The 19,283-nt window shown below is 73.4% G+C and carries 21 protein-coding genes; 3 read left to right on the forward strand and 18 right to left on the reverse strand.

Annotated elements, in window-relative coordinates; all coding sequences use genetic code 11:
* Nucleotides 1-19 precede the first annotated feature (19 nt).
* Nucleotides 20-871, forward strand: a complete 852-nt coding sequence (locus ABZ312_RS34625; RefSeq protein WP_500321741.1) for an LLM class flavin-dependent oxidoreductase — start codon at nt 20-22, stop codon at nt 869-871.
* Nucleotides 872-885: 14 nt separating this feature from the next.
* Here the strand turns inward: ABZ312_RS34625 and ABZ312_RS34630 are convergent, their stop codons facing one another.
* The 15 genes from ABZ312_RS34630 to ABZ312_RS34700 all read right to left on the reverse strand — a co-directional run bounded on the left by ABZ312_RS34630 (nt 886) and on the right by ABZ312_RS34700 (nt 15,643).
* Entirely contained in the window at nt 886-1,641 is a 756-nt protein-coding gene (locus tag ABZ312_RS34630; protein WP_500321740.1) for a sirohydrochlorin chelatase, read from the reverse strand.
* Nucleotide 1,642: 1 nt separating this feature from the next.
* Nucleotides 1,643-2,536 carry an ABC transporter permease gene (locus tag ABZ312_RS34635; protein ID WP_500439450.1) on the reverse strand — a complete coding sequence of 298 codons (894 nt, stop codon included), beginning with the start codon at nt 2,534-2,536 and terminating at the stop codon, nt 1,643-1,645.
* A complete protein-coding gene (locus ABZ312_RS34640; RefSeq protein ID WP_500321738.1) occupies nt 2,523-3,317 on the reverse strand; it encodes an ABC transporter ATP-binding protein in 795 nt (264 codons plus the stop codon). Before ABZ312_RS34640 ends, ABZ312_RS34635 begins: the two co-directional genes overlap by 14 nt.
* A gap of 52 nt (nt 3,318-3,369) precedes the next feature.
* A complete protein-coding gene (locus ABZ312_RS34645) occupies nt 3,370-4,497 on the reverse strand; it encodes an ABC transporter substrate-binding protein (RefSeq protein WP_500321737.1) in 1,128 nt (375 codons plus the stop codon).
* 224 nt (nt 4,498-4,721) lie between these two features.
* Nucleotides 4,722-6,071 carry a sulfate adenylyltransferase subunit 1 gene (locus ABZ312_RS34650; RefSeq protein ID WP_500321736.1) on the reverse strand — a complete coding sequence of 450 codons (1,350 nt, stop codon included), beginning with the start codon at nt 6,069-6,071 and terminating at the stop codon, nt 4,722-4,724.
* Between the two features lie 2 nt (nt 6,072-6,073).
* The gene (gene cysD, locus ABZ312_RS34655) at nt 6,074-7,009 is read right to left on the reverse strand and encodes a sulfate adenylyltransferase subunit CysD (RefSeq protein ID WP_500321735.1); all 936 of its coding nucleotides are present in this window, start codon (nt 7,007-7,009) and stop codon (nt 6,074-6,076) included.
* A 118-nt stretch (nt 7,010-7,127) separates the two neighbouring features.
* Nucleotides 7,128-7,673, reverse strand: coding sequence for an adenylyl-sulfate kinase (cysC, locus tag ABZ312_RS34660; RefSeq protein ID WP_500321734.1), 546 nt, complete (start codon nt 7,671-7,673; stop codon nt 7,128-7,130).
* Between the two features lie 32 nt (nt 7,674-7,705).
* Complete coding sequence (locus tag ABZ312_RS34665; RefSeq protein ID WP_500321733.1) at nt 7,706-8,413, reverse strand: phosphoadenylyl-sulfate reductase; 708 nt, start codon at nt 8,411-8,413, stop codon at nt 7,706-7,708.
* Nucleotides 8,410-8,589, reverse strand: coding sequence for a hypothetical protein (locus tag ABZ312_RS34670; protein WP_500321732.1), 180 nt, complete (start codon nt 8,587-8,589; stop codon nt 8,410-8,412). The genes ABZ312_RS34665 and ABZ312_RS34670 overlap by 4 nt, the downstream gene beginning before the upstream one ends.
* Nucleotides 8,586-10,283, reverse strand: a complete 1,698-nt coding sequence (locus tag ABZ312_RS34675; RefSeq protein ID WP_500321730.1) for a nitrite/sulfite reductase — start codon at nt 10,281-10,283, stop codon at nt 8,586-8,588. Before ABZ312_RS34675 ends, ABZ312_RS34670 begins: the two co-directional genes overlap by 4 nt.
* Before the next feature lie 169 nt (nt 10,284-10,452).
* Entirely contained in the window at nt 10,453-10,536 is an 84-nt protein-coding gene (locus ABZ312_RS34680; RefSeq protein WP_322975673.1) for a putative leader peptide, read from the reverse strand.
* A 93-nt stretch (nt 10,537-10,629) separates the two neighbouring features.
* Nucleotides 10,630-11,667, reverse strand: coding sequence for a carbohydrate kinase family protein (locus tag ABZ312_RS34685; protein WP_500321729.1), 1,038 nt, complete (start codon nt 11,665-11,667; stop codon nt 10,630-10,632).
* A 26-nt stretch (nt 11,668-11,693) separates the two neighbouring features.
* Nucleotides 11,694-12,272: a GNAT family N-acetyltransferase gene (locus ABZ312_RS34690; RefSeq protein ID WP_500321728.1), complete on the reverse strand. Its 579-nt coding sequence runs from the start codon at nt 12,270-12,272 to the stop codon at nt 11,694-11,696.
* A gap of 72 nt (nt 12,273-12,344) precedes the next feature.
* A complete protein-coding gene (locus ABZ312_RS34695) occupies nt 12,345-13,637 on the reverse strand; it encodes a helix-turn-helix domain-containing protein (RefSeq protein ID WP_500321727.1) in 1,293 nt (430 codons plus the stop codon).
* Nucleotides 13,638-13,993: 356 nt separating this feature from the next.
* A complete protein-coding gene (locus tag ABZ312_RS34700; RefSeq protein WP_500439451.1) occupies nt 13,994-15,643 on the reverse strand; it encodes an acyl-CoA dehydrogenase family protein in 1,650 nt (549 codons plus the stop codon).
* Nucleotides 15,644-15,661: 18 nt separating this feature from the next.
* Between ABZ312_RS34700 and ABZ312_RS34705 the strand changes: the two genes are divergently transcribed.
* Nucleotides 15,662-16,819 (forward strand): YihY/virulence factor BrkB family protein, encoded by a 1,158-nt coding sequence (locus ABZ312_RS34705; protein ID WP_500359852.1) that lies wholly within the window; start codon nt 15,662-15,664, stop codon nt 16,817-16,819.
* 44 nt (nt 16,820-16,863) lie between these two features.
* Nucleotides 16,864-17,544: a helix-turn-helix transcriptional regulator gene (locus ABZ312_RS34710; RefSeq protein ID WP_500321723.1), complete on the forward strand. Its 681-nt coding sequence runs from the start codon at nt 16,864-16,866 to the stop codon at nt 17,542-17,544.
* 214 nt (nt 17,545-17,758) lie between these two features.
* Here the strand turns inward: ABZ312_RS34710 and ABZ312_RS34715 are convergent, their stop codons facing one another.
* From ABZ312_RS34715 to ABZ312_RS34725, 3 genes are all read right to left on the reverse strand, one after another.
* A complete protein-coding gene (locus ABZ312_RS34715; RefSeq protein ID WP_500361061.1) occupies nt 17,759-18,157 on the reverse strand; it encodes a VOC family protein in 399 nt (132 codons plus the stop codon).
* Between the two features lie 91 nt (nt 18,158-18,248).
* Nucleotides 18,249-18,713: a hypothetical protein gene (locus ABZ312_RS34720; RefSeq protein ID WP_500439452.1), complete on the reverse strand. Its 465-nt coding sequence runs from the start codon at nt 18,711-18,713 to the stop codon at nt 18,249-18,251.
* Nucleotides 18,697-19,215, reverse strand: coding sequence for an RNA polymerase sigma factor (locus ABZ312_RS34725; RefSeq protein ID WP_500321719.1), 519 nt, complete (start codon nt 19,213-19,215; stop codon nt 18,697-18,699). The genes ABZ312_RS34720 and ABZ312_RS34725 overlap by 17 nt, the downstream gene beginning before the upstream one ends.
* Nucleotides 19,216-19,283: the final 68 nt, after the last annotated feature.

The following is a 19,283-nucleotide window of genomic DNA, read 5'->3' on the forward strand; positions in this document are numbered from 1 at the left end:
CCTTCCGGAGGAGTTCCCCATGAAGATCGGTCTCGGCCTTCCCGTCGACGACCCCGCCGTGCTGACGACCTGGGCCCGCAGCGCCGACGACGGTCCGTTCAGCACCCTCGGCCTGCTCGACCGTCTCGTGTACGACAACCCCGAACCGCTGGTCACCCTCGCCGTGCTCGCCGGGGCGACCCGCCGGATCCGGCTGCAGACCGAGGTGCTCATCACCCCGTTCCGCGACGGCGCCGTCCTGGCCAAGCAGGCCGCGACGCTGGACCGGCTGTCCGCAGGCCGCTTCACCCTCGGCATCGGCGTGGGCGCCCGCGAGGACGACTTCCGCGCGGCGGGAGCCGACTTCCACCGCCGCGGCCGCCTGCTCGACGAGCAGATGACCGTGTTGCGCCGCCTCTGGGCTGGTGACCCGTACGGCGACGGGGCCGGGCCGATCGGTCCCGCCCCCGCGACCCCGGGCGGGCCCGAGGTGCTCTTCGGCGGCTTCGCCCACGCGGCCATCGACCGGGTCGGCCGCCACGGCGACGGCTTCCTCGGCGCCGGGCTGCCGCCCAAGGCGATGGACCGGCTCTTCCGGGAGGCGGAACGGAGCTGGGAACGGCACGCACGGCCCGGCCGGCCCCGCCTGGTCGCCCAGGCCAACGTCGCGCTCGGTCCGGACGCGGTGGTCACCGCCGCCCGCGCCAACGTCCGCGCCTACTACGCCTTCACCGACTTCGCCGACCGCGTGGCGGAGGGCCTCCTGGCCACTGCGGAGCAGATCCGCGACGCGGTCGCCGGGTACGCCGGCATCGGCGCCGACGAAGTGGTGCTCTACTGCTGGTCGTCGGACCCCGCCCAGGTCGAACGCCTGGCGGACGTCGTGTCCTGACGGCGCGCCGCGCCTCAGGCCAGCGCCAGCGCGAACCGGGGTCGCAGCGCCTCGTCGAAGCGGCGCAGCAGCAGCCGGGCGACCTCCGGGGCGTCGCCGAGGACGTCGGCGAGGACGTCCGCCCCGGAGGCCACGGCGCCACGGGCGATGCGGTCGGGCAGGAAGCCCGGCGCGATGACGTACGGCGCGACGGCGACGTGCCGTACGCCCTCGGCGCGCAGCGCGCGCACCGCCTCGTCCGTCGTGGGAAGGGATGCGGAGGCGAACGCAGGCCGCACGGCGCACCAACCGGTACGCCGCCACTCCCGCGCGATTTCTGCGATCACTGCGATCGCCTCCGGGTCCGAGGAGCCCGCCGACGCCAGGACGATCCCGGTCGAGGGGCGGTCGCCGGGGCCGAGCCCGGCCTCGCGCAGCCGCCGCTCCAGCGCGGCGAGCAGCAGCGGTGAGGGGCCGAGCACGTCGGCCCGGCGCACGCGCATCCGGGCGTGCCGTGCCGCGGACTCGCGCAGCACGGCCGGGATGTCGGCCTTGGCGTGGAAGGCCCGGGTGAGCAGCAGCGGCAGCGCCACCACCTCGCGCACGCCCGCCGCGGCCAGCCGGTCCAGGACCCGCGGCACGTTGGGCGCGCAGTGGTCGAGGAAGGCCGTCTCCACGCGCAGCCCGGGACGGGCCGCCCGGACCCGTTCGGTCAGCGCGTGGACGGTCGCGGCGTGCCGCGGGTTGCGGCTGCCGTGGGCGATGACGAGGAGGACGGGGTGCGCGGTCATGTCAGCCCCGTGCGAACAGGCCGCGGCTGCGCAGCACCGAACGCTCCAGCGGCGCGAACACCAGCAGTTCGATGCCGATGCCGACGATCAGGATCAGCAGGATCGCCGCCAGCACGCTCGGCATGTCGGACAGTTCGCGCCCCTGCTCCAGCAGCTGGCCCAGGCCCACGCCGAGGTCGGGGGAGGTGGCGATGAGCTCGGCGGCCATCAGGGAGCGCCAGGAGAAGGCCCAGCCCTGCTTGAGGCCGGCGAGGTAACCCGGCAGGGCGGCCGGCAGCAGCACGTGCCGCACCGCGTGGATGCCGGTGGCGCCGATGGTGCGGCCGGCCCGCAGGAACAGCGGCGGGATCTGGTCGACGCCCGCGACCAGGCCGTTGGCGATCGAGGGCACCGCGCCCAGCAGCACCACGCAGTAGATCGTGGCGTCCGACAGGCCGAACCAGATGATCGACGCGGGCACCCACGCCACCGACGGCAGGGACTGCAGGCCCGACAGGATCGGCCCGATCGCGGCCCGCACCACCCGGACCCGCGCCACGAGCAGGCCGAGCGGTGTGCCGATCGCGACGGAGGCCACGAAGCCCAGCGCGCCGCGCGACAGGCTCGTCCAGACGTAGCCGAGCAGGGTGCCGTCGAGCCACTTGTCCTGCAGGGCGCGCCCGACCTCCGCCGGACTGGGCAGCTGGTAGTGCGGCTTGAGCTCGAAGTGGTACGCGAGCTGCCACACCACCAGCACCAGCGCGATGGCGACGAGCGGGGGAACGGCCTTCTGCAGCAGCACACGGGCCAGCGGCACGCGGGTCGCGGACCGGATCTCCAGGGCGTCGAGCCCGGCCTCCAGCCCCGCGAGGTCGCCGCCCGGCCTGACGTCCGCCTTCGTCTCAGTGCTGGCCATGGCGCCGGATCTCCCCCCGGAGGTGTTCGGTGATCTCCACGGAGAGCTCGGCGACCGCCGAGTCCTCGATGCGGCGCGGCTGCGGGATGCCGACCGTCCACTCCCGGGCGATCCGTCCCGGCCGCGAGGAGAGCAGCACGACCCGCTGAGCGAGCCGCACCGCCTCGCGGACGTTGTGGGTCACGAAGAGCACCGACAGGCGGGTCTCGGCCCAGATGCGGGTGAGTTCCTCGTGCAGGACGTCACGGGTGATGGCGTCGAGCGCCGCGAACGGCTCGTCCATCAGCAGCAGCTGGCTGTCCTGCGCCAGCGCCCGGGCCAGCGCGACGCGCTGCCGCATGCCGCCGGACAGTTCGTGCACCCGCTTGCCGTACGCGCCCTTCAGGCGCACGAGCTCCAGCAGCCGCTCGGCCTCCGGGCGCCGCTCGGCGCGGGGTACGCCGCGCATGCGCAGGGCGAGTTCGATGTTCCTGCCCGCGGTGAGCCACGGGAACAGGGCGTGCTCCTGGAACATCAGGGCCGGACGGCCGCCGGGGGTCTGGATGCCCCCGGCGGACGGCCGGTCGAGTCCTGCGACCAGGTTGAGCAGCGTGGACTTGCCGCAGCCCGAGGCCCCCAGGAGGCAGACGAACTCGCCCGGCGCGACATCGATGCTGATGTCGTCCAGCACGTGCGTCTCCGCGCCGGGACGGCCGAAGGACTTCGAGACGTGCTCGAGCCGTGCGGCGTACGGGGCCGCGTCGACCGTCACGGCGGGCTGCTTGGTGAGTGCGGTGGCCATGGCGTCACCTCCTGAGGGCTGGGGCTGCGGTCTTCATCGGTGCTGCCGGGCCTCAGCCGCCGAGACCGGCGTCGTCGATCCCGGTCTTGCCCTCGCCCTTGAGGATCTTGTTGAGGATCGTCAGGTCGTAGATGCCCTTGAGCGAGGGCTTCTCCAGCAGGCCGGCGGTGACGGCGTGGTCGGCCTCGGTCTGCAGCGTGGACGCCAGCGGGTCGTCGATGACCTGGATGCTCTCCCAGGCCGGGTCGATGACGTCGGCGGGCAGCGGCTTGCCGGAGAGCTTCTCCAACTGCGCGTTGGCGTCGGCCTTGGCCTTGTCGGGGTTGGCGCTGATCCAGGCGTTGGTCTTCACCGAGCCGCGCAGGACGGCCTCGACGACGTCCGGGTGGTCCTTGAGGAACGCCTGGGAGACGATCACGTTCGTGATGACGAACTTCTTGTCCGGCCACAGGTCGCGCTCGTCCAGGAGCACCTTCGCGCCCTCGGCGACCAGCTTGGAGGCGGTGGGCTCGGGCACCCAGGCGCCGTCGATGGAGCCGGTCTTGTAGGCGTCGGGGGTGACCTTGTTGTCCGTGCGGACCACGGAGACGTCGCCCTTGCCGCTGGTCGCGTCGACCTTCCAGCCCTGCTCGGCGATCCAGTTGAGGAACGCCACGTCCTGGGTGTTGCCGAGCTGCGGGGTGGCGATCTTCTTGCCCTTGACGTCCTTCAGGGTCTTGATCTTGTCCGGGTTGACGACCAGCTTGACGCCGCCGGAGGCCGAACCGGAGATGATCTTCAGGCTCTTGCCGCCGGACTTCGTCCAGCCGTTGACCGCGGGGGAGGGGCCGATCCAGCCGATGTCGATGGAACCGGCGTTGAGGGCCTCGATCTCGGCGGGCCCGGCGTTGAACACCGACTCCTTGATCGTGGTGCCCGAGCCCAGCGCGTCGGCGAAGAAGCCCTCCTTCAGGCCCACCAGCGGGGTGGCGTGGGTGAGGTTCGCGAAGTAGCCGATCTTCACCGTCGAGGCGGACAGCTTCTTGCTGGTGCCGCTGCTCGCGGCCGCGTTGGTGGTGTCGTCCTTCTTGTCGGAGCCGTAGCCGCAGGCGGCCAGGGCCAGCAGCGGCAGAAGGGCGGCGCCGGCTATGAGGCGGCGACGGGCGGACGTTCTCGGGGCGGTGGTGCGATCGGCAGTCACGGGAGGCGGTCCTCTCGATGGCCCCGGCTCGCGCTCTCTATGGCGCGCCGGGGTGGTGGCTGTCTGGTGGTCGGTGGTGCGGTGCCGCGTACGCGGCGCGGGTGCGGTGCTCGGACGGGGTCAGCGCGCACATCGCGTGACACCGCCCGTGCCGCTGCCCAGACAGCCGCTGCCGACGCGACCGCCCTCCTTGGCGAATCCGGCGAAGGCGTCGTCGAACGCCATCAGAAATCCCACCCCTCGTCGTCACCGGCCGCGTCGCCCGCGGCCGTGGCGGTGCGGGCGGCGAAGGCCTCGCCCGCCATGCCGGCGGTCAGCGTGGTGCCGTCCGCCGGGTCGATCAGCAGGAAGGAGCCGGTGAGCCGCGAGTCGGCGTACGCGTCCAGCGGCAGCGGCTCCGAGGTGCGCAGCACCACCGTGCCGATGTCGTTGACGCGCAGCTCGCCCGGCTCGTCCTCGTGCTCCAGCCCCCGGGTCAGGTCGATCCGGTACGGCAGCCGCTTCACGACCGCCTTGACCGTGCGCGTGCTGTGCTTGAGCAGCACGCGCGCGCCGACCTTCAGCGGCCGCTCGTGCAGGTGGCACACGGTCGCCTCGACGTCCTGGGTGGTCGCCGGGGCGGCGTCGGACGGCGCGATCAGGTCGCCGCGCGAGATGTCCAGGTCGTCGCCGAGCAGCAGCGTCACCGACTGCGGGGCCCACGCCACGTCGACCGGGGTGCCGAGCGCGTCGATGCCGCTGATCGTGCTGGTCAGCCCGGACGGCAGGACCGTCACGGGGTCGCCGACGCGCAGCACGCCCGAGGCGATCTGCCCCGCGTAGCCGCGGTAGTCGGGGTGCTCCGCGGTCTGCGGGCGGATGACGTACTGCACGGGGAAGCGCGCCGGGTACGCGCCCGGGTCGCTGCCGACGGGGACGGTCTCCAGGTGCTCCAGGATCGTCGGGCCGCCGTACCAGTCCATGTTCGCCGACGGCGACACGACGTTGTCGCCGGCCAGGGCCGAGATGGGGATCGTGGTGATCTCCGGGACGCCGATGGAGGCCGCGTAGGCGGTGAACTCCTCGGCGATGGCCGCGAAGACCGGCTCCGACCAGTCGGCCAGGTCCATCTTGTTGACCGCGAGCACCACGTGCGGCACCCGCAGCAGCGCCGCCAGCGCCGCGTGCCGGCGGGTCTGCTCCACGACGCCGTTGCGGGCGTCCACCAGGATCACGGTCAGCTCGGCGGTCGAGGCGCCGGTCACCATGTTCCGCGTGTACTGCACGTGCCCCGGCGTGTCCGCCAGGATGAACCGCCGCCGCGGCGTGGCGAAGTAGCGGTACGCCACGTCGATGGTGATGCCCTGCTCGCGCTCGGCGCGCAGGCCGTCGGTGAGCAGTGCCAGGTCCGGCGCATCCTGCCCGCGGCGGGCGGAGGCCAGCTCGACGGCCTCCAGCTGGTCGGCGAGCACCGACTTGGAGTCGTGCAGCAGCCGGCCGACCAGCGTGGACTTGCCGTCGTCGACGGAACCCGCGGTGGCGAAGCGCAGCAGGGAGGTGGCCGAGAGCTGCTCGGCGGTGGTGCCGGTGGTCATGGCTAGAAGTACCCCTCGCGCTTGCGGTCTTCCATCGCGGCCTCGGAGAGCTTGTCGTCCGCCCGGGTGGCGCCCCGCTCGGTGAGCCGGGACGCGGCGATCTCGGCGATGACGGCGTCGATGGTGGCGGCGTCGGAGTCCACCGCGCCGGTGCAGGACATGTCGCCCACCGTGCGGTAGCGGATCAGCCGGGTCTCCACCGACTCGCCGTCCTTCGGCCCGCCCCAGTCGCCCGCGGTCAGCCACATGCCGCTGCGCCGGAACACCTCGCGCTCGTGGGCGTAGTAGATCTCCGGCAGCTCGATGCCCTCGCGGGCGATGTACTGCCACACGTCCAGCTCGGTCCAGTTGGACAGCGGAAAGACGCGCACGTGCTCGCCGGGGGCGTGCCGGCCGTTGTAGAGCTGCCACAGCTCGGGCCGCTGGCGGCGCGGGTCCCACTGGGAGAACTCGTCGCGCAGCGAGAACACCCGCTCCTTGGCGCGGGCCTTCTCCTCGTCACGGCGGCCGCCGCCGAAGACCGCGTCGAAGCGCAGCTCCTGGATGGCCTCGGTCAGCGGCACCGTCTGCAGCGGGTTGCGGGTGCCGTCGGGGCGCTCGCGCAGCCGGCCGTCGTCGATGTAGTCCTGCACCGAGGCGACGTGCAGCCGCAGGGAGTGCTCCGCCACGGTGCGGTCCCGGTACTCCAGCACCTCGGGGAAGTTGTGGCCCGTGTCGACGTGCAGCAGCGAGAAGGGGACCGCGGCGGGGGCGAAGGCCTTCAGCGCCAGGTGGAGCATGACGATGGAGTCCTTGCCGCCGGAGAAGAGGATCACCGGCCGCTCGAACTCCCCCGCCACTTCACGGAAGATGTGCACCGCCTCGGACTCCAGTGCGTCCAGGTGCGACAGCACGAAGGGATTGCCGGTGCTCTCGTCGACTGCGACTACCGTGGTCACGCTGTGCCCCCTTCGTTCTCCCCCAGAGCTCGCGCCTGGGTGGTGCCCCCATCTCCGCCCGCGCGGCGAACGCGCTGCTGGCCGGTCGGGTGCGGCCCGGTGGCCGCGCGCACGTCGCTCACAGGAGTCCCCTCTCCACCAGCAGCGCCGTCAGCAGCGCCGCCGAGTCCTCGACGGTGTGGTCCTGGGTCTCGATCCGCAGATCGGGGGTCTCGGGTGCCTCGTACGGGTCGTCGACGCCGGTCAGCCCGGATATCTCGCCCGCGGCCTGCTTGGCGTACAGGCCCTTCACGTCACGCACGGTGCAGACCTCCACCGGGGTGGCGACGTGCACCTCCAGGTACGTCGTGCCCCGCGCCTCGTGGCGCTTGCGGACGGCCTCCCGGCTGTCGGCGTACGGCGCGATGACCGGGACCAGCACCTTGACCCCGTTGGCGGCCAGGAGTTCGGCGACGAAACCGATCCGCTGCACATTGGTGTGCCGGTCCTCGCGGCCGAAGCCGAGGCCCGCGGAGAGGAACTCGCGGATCTCGTCGCCGTCCAGGACCTCCACCCGGTGCCCGTCGCCGCGCAGCCGCCCGGCAAGCGCCCGGGCGATCGTGGTCTTGCCCGCGCTCGGCAGACCCGTGAGCCACACCGTGGCCCCTGTGCCCGTCCCGCCCATCCGCCCCTCCCGGGAAGTCCGTTCCGTCGTCATCAGCCGTGCAGCCCGCACTCGGTCTTGGCCCGTCCCGCCCAGCGGCCGGCCCTGGCGTCCTCGCCCTGAAGCACCCGGCGGGTGCAGGGGGCGCAGCCGACCGAGGCGTAACCGTCCGTGAGCAGCGGATTGGTGAGCACCCCGTGCTCCGTGACGTAGGAGTCCACGTCGTCCTGCGTCCAGCGGGCGATGGGCGAGACCTTGACCTTCCCGCGCCGCGCGTCCCAGCCCACGACCGGGGTGTTCGCGCGGGTGGGGGACTCGTCGCGGCGCAGGCCGGTCGCCCAGGCGTCGTAGCCGGTCAGGCCCTCCTCCAGCGGCGTGACCTTGCGCAGCGCGCAGCACAGGTCGGGGTCGCGGTCGTGGAGCTTCGGCCCGTACTCCGCGTCCTGCTCGGCCACGCTCTGACGCGGCGTCAGCGTGATGAGCTGCACGTCCATGACGGCGGCGACCGCGTCACGGGTGCCGATGGTCTCCGGGAAGTGGTAGCCGGTGTCGAGGAAGACGACGTCGACGCCCGGGGCGACGCGCGAGGCCAGGTGCGCCACGACCGCGTCCTCCATCGAGGAGGTGACGCAGAACCGGGAACCGAAGGTGCCGGTGGCCCAGCGCAGGACGTCGAGCGCGGGGGCGTCCTCCAGGTCGCGGCCCGCCTGCTCGGCCAGCGCCCGCAGTTCGTCCGCGGTGTGCTGCTGCGCGGTGGTCACGAAGGGTCTCCCTCACGGTGCTCGGTCCGCAGCCCCCGGGCCAGCAGGCCCAGGAACTTCAGCTGGAACGCGCGGTTGCACGACCGGCACTCCCAGGCGCCGTGGCCCTGCTCCGCGGGGTGCAGGTCCTCGTCCCCGCAGTAGGGGCAGTAGAACGGTGCGGCGCGTTCGCTCACGACAGCGCCTCCTCGCTCGCCCGCGTCACCCACTGCGCGAAGCGCTCGCCGTCCGTACGCTCGGCCTGGAAGCGCTTCAGGACGCGCTCGACGTAGTCGGGCAGCTCGTCCGCGGTGACCTTCAGCCCGCGGACCTTGCGGCCGAAACCGGCCTCCAGGCCCAGCGCGCCTCCCAGGTGCACCTGGTAGCCCTCCACCTGGTTGCCCTCGTCGTCCAGCACGAGCTGGCCCTTGAGGCCGATGTCGGCGACCTGGATCCGGGCGCAGGCGTTCGGGCAGCCGTTGATGTTGATCGTGATCGGCTCCTCGAACTCCGGCAGCCGGCGTTCGAGTTCGTCGATCAGCGAGGAGCCGCGCGCCTTGGTCTCGACGATGGCCAGCTTGCAGAACTCGATGCCGGTGCAGGCCATCGTGCCGCGCCGGAACGGGGAGGGCTTCACCTGCAGGTCCAGCGCCTCCAGACCCGAGACGAGGGAGTCGACCCGGTCCTGCTCGACGTCCAGCACGATCATCTTCTGCTCGACGGTGGTCCGCAGCCGGCCGGAGCCGTGCGCCTCCGCCAGCTCGGCGATCTTGCTGAGCGTGGTGCCGTCCACCCGGCCGACGCGCGGCGCGAAGCCGACGTAGTAGCGGCCGTCCTTCTGGCGGTGCACGCCCACGTGGTCCCGCCACTGCTGGACCGGCTGGTCGGGGGCCGGGCCGTCGGCCAGCTTGCGCCCCAGGTACTCGTCCTCCAGCACCTGGCGGAACTTCTCCGCGCCCCAGTCGGCGACCAGGAACTTCAGCCGGGCGCGGGTGCGCAGCCGCCGGTAGCCGTAGTCGCGGAAGATCGAGATGACACCCTCGAAGACGTCCGGGACCTCCTCCAGCGGCACCCACGCGCCCAGCCGGACGCCGATCTTGGGGTTGGTGGACAGACCGCCGCCGACCCACACGTCGAAGCCCGGCCCGTGCTCGGGGTGGCGGACGCCGACGAAGGCGACGTCGTTGATCTCGTGGGCCACGTCCAGCAGCGGGGAGCCGGAGATCGCCGACTTGAACTTGCGCGGGAGGTTGGAGAACTCCTTGTTGCCGACGATGCGGCGGTGGGCCTCGTCCACGGCCCAGGTGCCGTCGAGGATCTCGTCCTCGGCGATCCCGGCGACGGGCGAGCCGAGGATGACGCGCGGGGTGTCGCCGCACGCCTCGGTGGTGGACAGGCCCACGGCCTCCAGGCGCTGCCAGATCTCGGCGACGTCCTCGATGCGGATCCAGTGCAGCTGGATGTTCTGCCGGTCGGTGATGTCGGCGGTGCCGCGGGCGAACTCCTGGGAGACCTCGCCGATGACGCGCAGCTGCTCGGTGGTGAGGCGGCCGCCGTCGATGCGGACCCGGAGCATGAAGTACTTGTCGTCCAGCTCCTCCGGCTCCAGGATCGCGGTCTTGCCGCCGTCGATCCCGGGCTTGCGCTGGGTGTACAGACCCCACCAGCGCATGCGGCCGCGCAGGTCGGCTCCGTCGATCGCGTCGAAGCCGCGGTACCGGTAGATCGTCTCAATGCGTGTCCGCACGTTGAGACCGTCGTCGTCCCGCTTGAACTGCTCGTTGGCGTTGAGCGGTGTCATGTGGCCGACCGCCCACTGGCCCTCGCCGCGGTGGCGGCTCACCTTGCGGCGCGGCGCGGCGGCGTTCGGCTGGTCAGGGGTGGAGGCCATGGCGATGCAGTCCTTCTGGCAGGCTGGACAGAGTCGGTCGTAGCGCGAAGAGTCCCCTTGGCCTGCGGATACGCCGCAGCGCTGGGAACAGCGCGGGACGTGGGCGCGTCATTGCGCCCGCGGGGCCGGGGACGGCCGGGTCAGTCCTGGACGGGGCGGCGGCGAGTGCTCAGCACGCCTGACAGATGGCGCTGGACATGCGTCCGAGGTCGACGTGCAGCCGACCTACCAAGGCGATTCCAGTGCGCGACATGTCGAAAGCGTGTCACGGGGATCTCGGGCCAGTCCACCGTTATCCAGAATGTGGACGCGTTCATCCCGCATGGCGAGATGCGTCGATTGTCCGTCACCTGACAGGACTCGCCGGGCGCAGGAAATCGGCCGCGATGGCCCGGAACCCACCGTGCCCGCGGGTCCCCACATGACGCAGCTTGTGGCCCGCCAGCGCCGAACCCAGCCGCACCCCCGCACCGAGCGGGGCGTGGTCCGCGACCAGCGCCGCCAGCAGCCCCGCCGCGAAGACGTCGCCCGCCCCCGTCGCGTCCTCCACCTCGCCGCCGGGGAGCGGCCGGTGCGCGTAGCGCTCCACGGTGCCGGGCCGGTGCACCTCCACGCGGTCCGGGTACTTCACCACGGCCGCGCCCTCCGCCCGGGTCCGCACCCGGACCAGCCGCTCGAACTCCCGCCCGTTGACCAGCAGGTAGTCGCTCATCGCCGCCATGGCCAGCACATCGGCGGTCGGCTCCGCCGACCAGACGTGCCCCGGGTCGAAGCTGATCAGCGTGCCCGGCGAACGCCGCCGCACCTCCACCAGCAGCCGGTGCAGCACCGCGCCGCCGTCCGGATCCAGGAACGAGGTGACGTGCACCGCCCGCGCCGCCGCCAGGTAGCCGGCGATCTCCTCGAACCGCTCCCGCACATGGGCGGCGATCCGCGTGTTCGCCCCGGTGTGGGTCAGCAGCGTGCGCTCCCCGCCGTCGTGCACGGACAGGCAGATCCCGCACAGCCGGTCCGGGTCCAGGGCCACCAGCCGCCGGTCGATGCCGAGCCCGTCCAGGACGGCGAGGGGGCCGGCCGCGCCCAGCGGGTCGCGGCCCGCCACGCCCACGTACCCGAGCCGCAGCCCGCGGCCCAGACGGCCCAGTGCATGGAGGGTGTTGAAGGCCGAGCCGCCCGGTTCCGGCGTGAGCGGCACCCCCTCGGCCCGCAGCCACTCCAGGCCCGCGCGGACGGCGGGCTCGTCGACCATGCGTTCGCCGCCGCTCTCCGGCGGCGGGCGCAGCCGCATGTGCGCGCCGAGCCGGGCCAGCACCGGGCCGCCGTTCAGGGCGGACGCGCCCGTGATGAGGTCCAGGTTGAGCGCCCCGACCCCGACGACGTCCATGCCCGCCCCTTCCCGTCCGCCGGTCCCTACCGGGCTCCGGGCCAGGGCCCGGTGACGGGCCTCTCCTCCTCTTCCCCCGTCTCGGTGCGGAAGATGCGGAAGCCACGGTTCTCGTAGTTGGCCAGCGCGTGCGGCCCGTCCAGGCTGCAGGTGTGCACCCACACCCGCTTCGTCGGGGTGCGGTCCGGCCGGCGCTCCGCCAGGTCCCAGGCGCGGGCGATGCCGACGGACAGCAGGTGCCCGCCGATCCGCCGCCCCCGGAAGGCGGGCAGAAGCCCGAAGTACGCGATCTCGACCTGGCCGTCGTCCTGCGGGTCCAGTTCGATGTAGCCGGCCGGGGTGTCCCGGTCGTACGCCACCCAGGTCTCCACGCCCGGGCGCTCCAGGAAGGTCCGCCACTGCTCGTACGACCACGGCAGGCGGTCCGTCCAGGCGCAGTCCGCGCCCACCGACGTGTAGAGGAAGCGGCTGAACTCCGGGGACGGCACCTCGGCCCGCGCGATGCGGATGCCCGACGTCGCGGGGTCCGGCTCCAGGGAGGGCCGCAGATCGGCGTGGGAGGTCTGCTCCAGTGACCACGTGGTCACCGTGACGCTAGTGCTCATGCGCCACATTCTGCGGCCTCGCGGACCCGGCGGGTTCCCGGCTCGCTGCCGCGGCCCGTCCGGGTCGCCCCCTCACTCCCCGAAGCGCGCCCCACGCACCGCCGGCGCCGTCGAGTGCGGCAGCAGATCCGCGGGGTGGGCGGGGCGGACCACCTCGACCTCGACGCCGTCCGCGAAGCGGTAGGGACGGTGGTCGAGGACCCCGGCCAGGGTGCGGCGCAGGCGGGACATCTCGGCCCGCACCGTCACCGTGCGGGAGGGGTCGCCGAACAGGTCGCCGGCCAGTTCCGCGGCGGTGCGGCCGTCCCGGTGCAGGGCCAGCACGAAGAGCAGTTCGGCGTGGCGCGGGCTGAGCTCCTGCGACCAGCCGCCGGCCGCACCGGAGACGTTCACCGTCCACGTGCGGGGACGGCCGAGGTCCAGCACCACGTGCCCGGCCCCGGGCACCTCCTCCTCCGGCGTGGCGACCCGCACCAGCCAGCCGCCCGGCAGCGGCTCCAGGGTGCAAGTGCCCAGCGCGGGCACCCACGTACGTCCGGCGCTCGGCGCGGCGGGCAGCGTGATCCGCTCCACCGGCGGCATCCCGGTCACCGCCGCCGTCCACCCGTTGGGGTCGACGACCGCCGCCCGGCCCGGCATCCGGGCGAGCAGCGGGGCGGAGACCGAGCGCAGCCGGTCCACGGCCGCCCAGTGCAGGCTGCGCAGTTCGGCCTCGGCGACCTTGGTCACCGCGGTCACCAGCGACAGCATCGCGGGGTGCATCCCGGCCGCCGGCCCGCTGACGTCCACCGCGCCCAGCAGCCGGCCGTCCCGCGGGTCGATGAGCGGGGCCGCGGCACAGGTCCACTGGTGGTGCACCCGGACGAAGTGCTCCGAGGAGTGCACCTGCACCGGCCGTCCGGTGACCAGGGCGGTGCCGATCGCGTTGGTGCCGACGGCCTCCTCCGACCACGAGGCACCCTCGGCGAAGCCGAGCCGGTCCGCGCTCCTGCGGACGGCCAGGCTGCCGTCCCGCCACAGCACCCGGCCCTCGGGGTCGGTGACCACCATGATGTGCCGGGCCTCGTCGGCGACCGAGACCAGGCCGTCGCGCAGCGCGGACATCACGTCGTTCAGCGGGGTGTGGCGCCTGCGCACCTCGATCTCGTCGGCGGTCAGCATGCCGGCGTGACTGCCGTTGTCCGGGTCGACACCGAGGTCCAGGGCGCGCCGCCAGGAGTCCTGGATGACCGGTCTGGGCACCGTGCCACCCGATCCGCCGCCCAGCGCGGCGTCCCGCATGCCGCCCAGCAGCCGTGCGGAACGGCGCGGTTCCTGGACGGACTGGACCGACAACGACCGTGCGTCGTTCGGATCCTGGCTCATGGTGCTCCCCGCGTCCGTGTGCGCAGCGCTTTCTGCGCTCGGGCAGTGGCCGCGCCGATTCTCCGCTGCCACACCATGTGCATATGGTGCCGCCGGGCCGGTCCCTCCGGTGGGATATCCGGCCAATACCTTGCAACTGTCTGCAACGGTTGCGAATATGCGCGCATTCGACGGACAGTGACGGCGCATCACGCTATTCGTACGGAACCCTGATTCCGTGCGACGGTGAGGCGAGACCGGGGGTGGTGCCGAGTCGGCGCGGCACCACCCTCAGTGCGGCGCGGCGGCGGAACGTTTCCCCGAAGATCCCGGTCCTTCCGTCGGGACCTCGGGCGGACCGCCGCCGCATCCGCCCCTCACCCCTGAGGGCGTGCCCGCTCCACGATCGCCGCCAGGTCCAGCCCGCGCGGCAGCGTGCCGAAGGTCGCCCCCCAGTCCCCGCCGAGCCGCGAGGCACAGAACGCGTCCGAGACCTCGACCGGGGCGAACCGCACCAGCAACGAGCCCTGCAGCACCAGCGCCATGCGCTCCACCAGCCGGCGCGCCCGGGCCTCGACGCCCTCCAGGTCGGCCAGTTCGGTCAGCAGCGCCTTGATCGCGCCGTCCAGCCGGTGGTCAGCGCCGCGCGCCAGGCCGATCTCGCCGAGGAAGGCGTTCAGCGCGCGCGGCTCCCTCTGCAGCACCCGCAGCACGTCCAGGGCCTGCACGTTGCCCGAGCCCTCCCACACCGAGTTCAGCGGCGACTCCCGGAACAGCCGCGGCAGCCCCGACTCCTCCACGTAGCCGTTGCCGCCCAGGCACTCCAGCGCCTCGGCCACCAGCGGCGGGCAGCGCTTGGTGACCCAGTACTTGGAGACCGCAACCGCCAGCCGCCGGAAGTGCCGCTCCTGCTCGTCATCCGCGTCGTACGCCGCCGCCAGCCGCAGCACGGTCGTGGTGGCCGCCTCCGACTCCAGGGCAAGGTCCGCCAGGACGTTCCGCATCAGCGGCTTGTCGACCAGCGGCCCGCCGAACGCGCTGCGGTGCGTCGCGTGGTGCACCGCCTGCGCCACCGCCTGCCGCATCAGCGCGGCGGAACCGGTCGCGCAGTCCAGCCGGGTGGCCGCCACCATCTCGATGACGGTCGCCACCCCGCGCCCCTCCTCGCCGACCCGGCGCGCCCACGTGCCGTCGAACTCCACCTCCGCCGAGGCGTTGGAGCGGTTGCCCAGCTTGTCCTTGAGCCGCTGGATCAGGAAGACGTTGCGCGAGCCGTCCGGCAGCACCCGGGGCAGCAGGAAGCAGGTCAGGCCCCCCTTCCCCGAGGAGGGGGACGCCTGCGCCAGCACGAGGAAGGCGTCGGACATCGGCGCCGAGCAGAACCACTTGTGGCCGGTGAGCAGGTACGTGCCCTCCTCCGCCAGCGGCTCCGCCCGCGTGGTGGTGGCCCGCACGTCCGAGCCGCCCTGCTTCTCGGTCATCCCCATGCCGAACAGCGCCCCGGGCTTGCCTCCCGGCGCCACCAGCTGCGGGTCGTACACCCGGGACCCCAGCCGGGGCTCCCACTCGGCGGCCAGCGCCGGGTCGGCCCGCAGCGCCGGCACCGCCGCGTGCGTCATCGACACCGGGCAGCCGTGCCCGGCCTCCGCCTGGGACCACACCAGGAAACCCGCCGCGCGCCGCAGGTGTCCGCCGGGGCGCGACCAGGCGTCGGTGAGCCCCGAGGACACCGCCCGCCCCAGCAGCCGGTGCCAGGCCGGATGGAACTCCACCTCGTCGATCCGGTGCCCGTACCGGTCGTGGGTGCGCAGCACCGGCGGATGGGTGTCGGCGGCCTCCGCCCACCCCCGCGCCTGCGCGGAACCGGCGGCCCGGCCGATCTCGCCGAGCTCCCGGTGGACCTCCTCCCGGAGCCCGGGCGCCACGTGCCGTGCCACCCCCTCCACCAGGGCGGTGTCGGCGGCGTACACGTCATACCCGACCAGGGGCGGAGCCTGGTTGGTCACGGTGTGTGTGGGGGGACTCATGACGGTTACGGTAGGCGCGTGCAGGCAGCAGACGAAACACCCGAGCGGCCCAGGCGAGGCCGACTCCACCGGGCGCGGGCCCTCTATAGGAACGTATCCAAGCGCAAGGTGGGCTGGCTGCTGCTCAAGGACACGGTCGACTCCTGCATGGAGTACCGCGTCACCGGCCTCGCCGCCGAGGCCGCCTTCTTCGTGCTGCTCTCCCTGCCGCCGCTGCTGCTGAGCCTCGTCGGCGCCATCGGCTACGTCGACGAGATCATCGGCACCGACACGATCGACAACATCCGCGGCAACATCCTCACGGCCGCCGCGACGGTCCTGTCGGACAAGGGCGTCGACCAGTTGATGCGGCCGCTCGTCGACGACGTCTTCGGCGGCGGACGGCCCGACGTGATCTCCATCGGCTTCGTCATCGCCCTGTGGTCCGGATCGCGGGCCCTCAACGTCTTCGTCGACACGATCACGATCATGTACGGGCTGGAGGGCAGGCGCGGCATCGTCAGGACGCGGCTGCTGGCGCTGCTGCTCTACATCGTCGCCCTGGTGATCGGCGCGGTCGTCATGCCGCTGATGGTCGTCGGGCCGGACGCGGTGGTGTCGTTCCTGCCGTGGAGCGAGGCCGTGATCCGGATACTGTACTGGCCGGTCGTCAGCGTGCTGTCGATCGCGTTCCTCACCACGCTGTACCACGTCTCCGTACCGGTGCGCTCGCCCTGGTACGAGGACATGCCCGGGGCGGCCGTCGCCCTGCTGATGTGGGTCCTCGGCAGCTTCGTGCTGCGCATCTACCTCACCCACACGGTCGAGGGCCCGACCATCTACGGATCGCTGGCCGCGCCGGTCGCCGTCCTGCTGTGGATCTTCGTGTCGGCCTTCGCGGTGCTCGTCGGAGCGGCCGTCAACGCCGCCATCGACCGGGTGTGGCCCTCGATCGAGACCGCGGCCGCCCGCGAGGAGAACGCACGGGCCAGGGAACGTGCCGCAGCCGACCTCGTCGCGGAGGCCGCCGCCCGTCGGGCCGCGTTCGAGTCCGGCCCGGACGACGAGGTCGGCCCGGAGGACCCGCCCGCCGAATTCCCCGAGCGCTGGGCGGGCTTCCTGCCGCCGGAGGACGTGCGGTCCCGGCTGCGCGGGCGCCGGCCCTCGGGCAAGAACGGCGGCAAGCCCCCGCACTGAGGCGCACCCGGCGCGCTGTCGGTGGCGGGTGCCATGCTGGAGCGGTGTACCGGGAACAGACCTCGACGGTGCCCGGCGCCGTGCTGTGGACGAGGACAGCGGGTGCCGCGGCGGCCCGCGTGCTGCCCGACGGCTGCATCGACCTGATCTGGGGCGAGGACACCGGTCTGTTCGCGGCGGGCCCCGACACCGCCGCCCACCTCTCCGGCAGCCCGCCCGGCACGCGGTACGCGGGCCTGCGCTTCGCCCCCGGCGTCGGGCCCGCCGTCTTCCGGCTGCCCGCGCACGAGCTGCGTGACCGCCGTGTTCCGCTGGACGCGCTGTGGCCCGGCGCGCAGGCCCGCCGGGCCACCGAGCGCGTCGCCGCGGCCGCCGACCCCGGCGCCGTCCTGGAGTCCCTGGTGCTCGCACGGGACGTGCGGCGCGCGGCGCCCCCGTGGGGCCCGCAGATCGCCGCGAGCCTGGCGGCCGGCGCCCGCGTCGGCACCGTCGCCGAGGACACCGGGCTGAGCGAACGCCAGCTCCACCGCCGCTGCCTGGCCGCCTTCGGCTACGGGCCCAAGACCCTCGCCCGCATCCTGCGCCTACAGCGCGCACTGGGACTGGCCCGCCGCGGCCATCCCTTCGCCGACGTCGCCGCCCGCGCCGGCTACGCGGACCAGGCCCACCTGGCCCGCGACGTCCGCGCCCTCGCCGGCGTCCCGCTCGGCGACCTGCTCCCCTGACCCCGGCCGGGCCGTGTCGTCACATGCCTTCCCCCTTCGGCCGGGGGTGCCCCCACCCCGCGCCGCTCCCCCAGCCGGCGCTGGGAGGTGCCCCCACGCTGCGTTGTCGAATCGTCCGAGCAGCCCACTACGAGGACGGCTCTCCGCCTTGCGAGTGCACCGCACCTGGGGGCACCTCCCAGCGGAGCTGGGGGAGCTCATGTGACGACACGACCTAGCCCTGCGGCAGCGCCGCGAAGAGGTCGACCGGGTTCCCGTCCGGGTCCAGGACCACGGCGTACCGCATCCCCCAGGGCGCGTCGAAGGGCTTCAGGTGCCCCGCGTACCCGGCCCCGGTCAGCTCGGCGAACGTCGCGTCCACCTCCTTCGGCCCGTCGCAGGTGAAGGCCAGCGCCATGCGGTGACCGCCCTGCGGCGGCGCCCAGGAGGAGTCGAACGACCGGACGGTCTCCACGGTGTCCCACGCCATCCGCAGCCCCCCGGGCAGCGCCACCTCCACATGCGGGTCCGCCTCCACCCCGGCGGGGATCTCCAGCCCCAGCCTGCGGTAGAAGGCCAGCGAGGCGGCCATGTCGGCCACGACGATCTCGACGACATCGAAACGAAGGGTCATGCCGCAACCGTAGGGTCGCGCCGCCCGGCCCGTCTTGAACGAATCGGACACGCACCGCCCCCGCCTCACGCGTCTTGCGCGGCGGAGCCGGTCAGCCGCGGGGGCGGGCCGGGGGGTCGTCCGTGGCACGGCCGAGCGGTGTGGCCGAGACGGAGTCGGTCTGGCGGGCGGAGGAGGCTGCGCGGCGCGGATCGGGGGAGCCGGTGCGGCGGTCCGGGCCGGGGGTCTCGGACGGCTCCGGGACGGGTGACGTGGCGGGGCGCGGCGAGGGCGGCGGGTCGGCCGCAGGGGGGACGGACACCGCGGGCACGGCCGGCCCGACCCCGGGGCCCTGCCCCGGGGCGGACAGCAGGTGCAGCGGCACGGCGACGACCGCCGCCACCGCCAGGGACACCCCGGCTCCCGCGGCGGCCCGCAGCAGCCTGCGCCGCGCCGCCACGCGGCGGACCTCCCGGAACCGGCCGGGCGGCGGCCCGAGCAGGACCGTGCCGGGCCGCAGCAGGGCGCTCAGCTCCGGGTCCCGTTCCTCGTCCGGGCCCTCAATGGGTGTGATCAAGGCTTCTCCTCAGTCCGGCTCGCAGCATTTCCCTGGCCGCGTGGAGGTCGGCCTTCACGGTTCCTTCCTTCCGCCCCGTCGCGGCCGCCACCTCCCGGACCGGCATGTCGGCGTAGTAGTACAGCAGGATGGGCACCCGCAGCCGCTCGGGCAGCGACTGGACGAGCATCCGCACCGAGGGGTCGGTCTGCCCGTTGCGTCCCTCGCCCTGACCGTCGACGAGGACCTCCGCGGTGGCGCGCCGCATGGCCCGGCGTTCGCGCTCCACCTTCCGCCAGTGGTCGCGCACGATGTTGGCCGCCGTGACGTAGAGGAAGCCGCGGGGTTCGTCCACGCTCGTCCAGCGCGCCCACAGCCGGGTGAAGGCCTCCGAGGCGATCTCGTGGGCCGTCTCGTCGTCGTCGACCAGCCGCCGGCACCAGCCGGCCAGGCGGGGGTAGAGGGCGGCGAACAGCTCGGACGCCGCTTCGTCCCGGGAAGACCGTTTCAACACTCTCCACATTCCGTCGTTCATCATGCCGCAGGCGTGCCACCGCACGGCCGGGCCGGATGGCGCACCGCCATCCGGCC

The sequence above is a fragment of the Streptomyces sp. NPDC006207 genome (assembly GCF_040613835.1).
Taxonomy (GTDB): domain Bacteria; phylum Actinomycetota; class Actinomycetes; order Streptomycetales; family Streptomycetaceae; genus Actinacidiphila.

What these genes read in the sequence shown, in the direction of transcription:
- ABZ312_RS34625 (WP_500321741.1), top strand. Translation starts at nt 20, where the DNA reads ATGAAGATCGGTCTCGGCCTTCCCGTCGACGACCCCGCCGTGCTGACG.
- ABZ312_RS34630 (WP_500321740.1), bottom strand. Translation starts at nt 1,641, where the DNA reads ATGACCGCGCACCCCGTCCTCCTCGTCATCGCCCACGGCAGCCGCAAC.
- ABZ312_RS34635 (WP_500439450.1), bottom strand. Translation starts at nt 2,536, where the DNA reads ATGGCCAGCACTGAGACGAAGGCGGACGTCAGGCCGGGCGGCGACCTC.
- ABZ312_RS34640 (WP_500321738.1), bottom strand. Translation starts at nt 3,317, where the DNA reads ATGGCCACCGCACTCACCAAGCAGCCCGCCGTGACGGTCGACGCGGCC.
- ABZ312_RS34650 (WP_500321736.1), bottom strand. Translation starts at nt 6,071, where the DNA reads ATGACCACCGGCACCACCGCCGAGCAGCTCTCGGCCACCTCCCTGCTG.
- cysC (WP_500321734.1), bottom strand. Translation starts at nt 7,673, where the DNA reads ATGGGCGGGACGGGCACAGGGGCCACGGTGTGGCTCACGGGTCTGCCG.
- ABZ312_RS34675 (WP_500321730.1), bottom strand. Translation starts at nt 10,283, where the DNA reads ATGGCCTCCACCCCTGACCAGCCGAACGCCGCCGCGCCGCGCCGCAAG.
- ABZ312_RS34680 (WP_322975673.1), bottom strand. Translation starts at nt 10,536, where the DNA reads ATGTCGCGCACTGGAATCGCCTTGGTAGGTCGGCTGCACGTCGACCTC.
- ABZ312_RS34685 (WP_500321729.1), bottom strand. Translation starts at nt 11,667, where the DNA reads ATGGACGTCGTCGGGGTCGGGGCGCTCAACCTGGACCTCATCACGGGC.
- ABZ312_RS34690 (WP_500321728.1), bottom strand. Translation starts at nt 12,272, where the DNA reads ATGAGCACTAGCGTCACGGTGACCACGTGGTCACTGGAGCAGACCTCC.
- ABZ312_RS34695 (WP_500321727.1), bottom strand. Translation starts at nt 13,637, where the DNA reads ATGAGCCAGGATCCGAACGACGCACGGTCGTTGTCGGTCCAGTCCGTC.
- ABZ312_RS34700 (WP_500439451.1), bottom strand. Translation starts at nt 15,643, where the DNA reads ATGAGTCCCCCCACACACACCGTGACCAACCAGGCTCCGCCCCTGGTC.
- ABZ312_RS34715 (WP_500361061.1), bottom strand. Translation starts at nt 18,157, where the DNA reads ATGACCCTTCGTTTCGATGTCGTCGAGATCGTCGTGGCCGACATGGCC.
- ABZ312_RS34725 (WP_500321719.1), bottom strand. Translation starts at nt 19,215, where the DNA reads ATGTGGAGAGTGTTGAAACGGTCTTCCCGGGACGAAGCGGCGTCCGAG.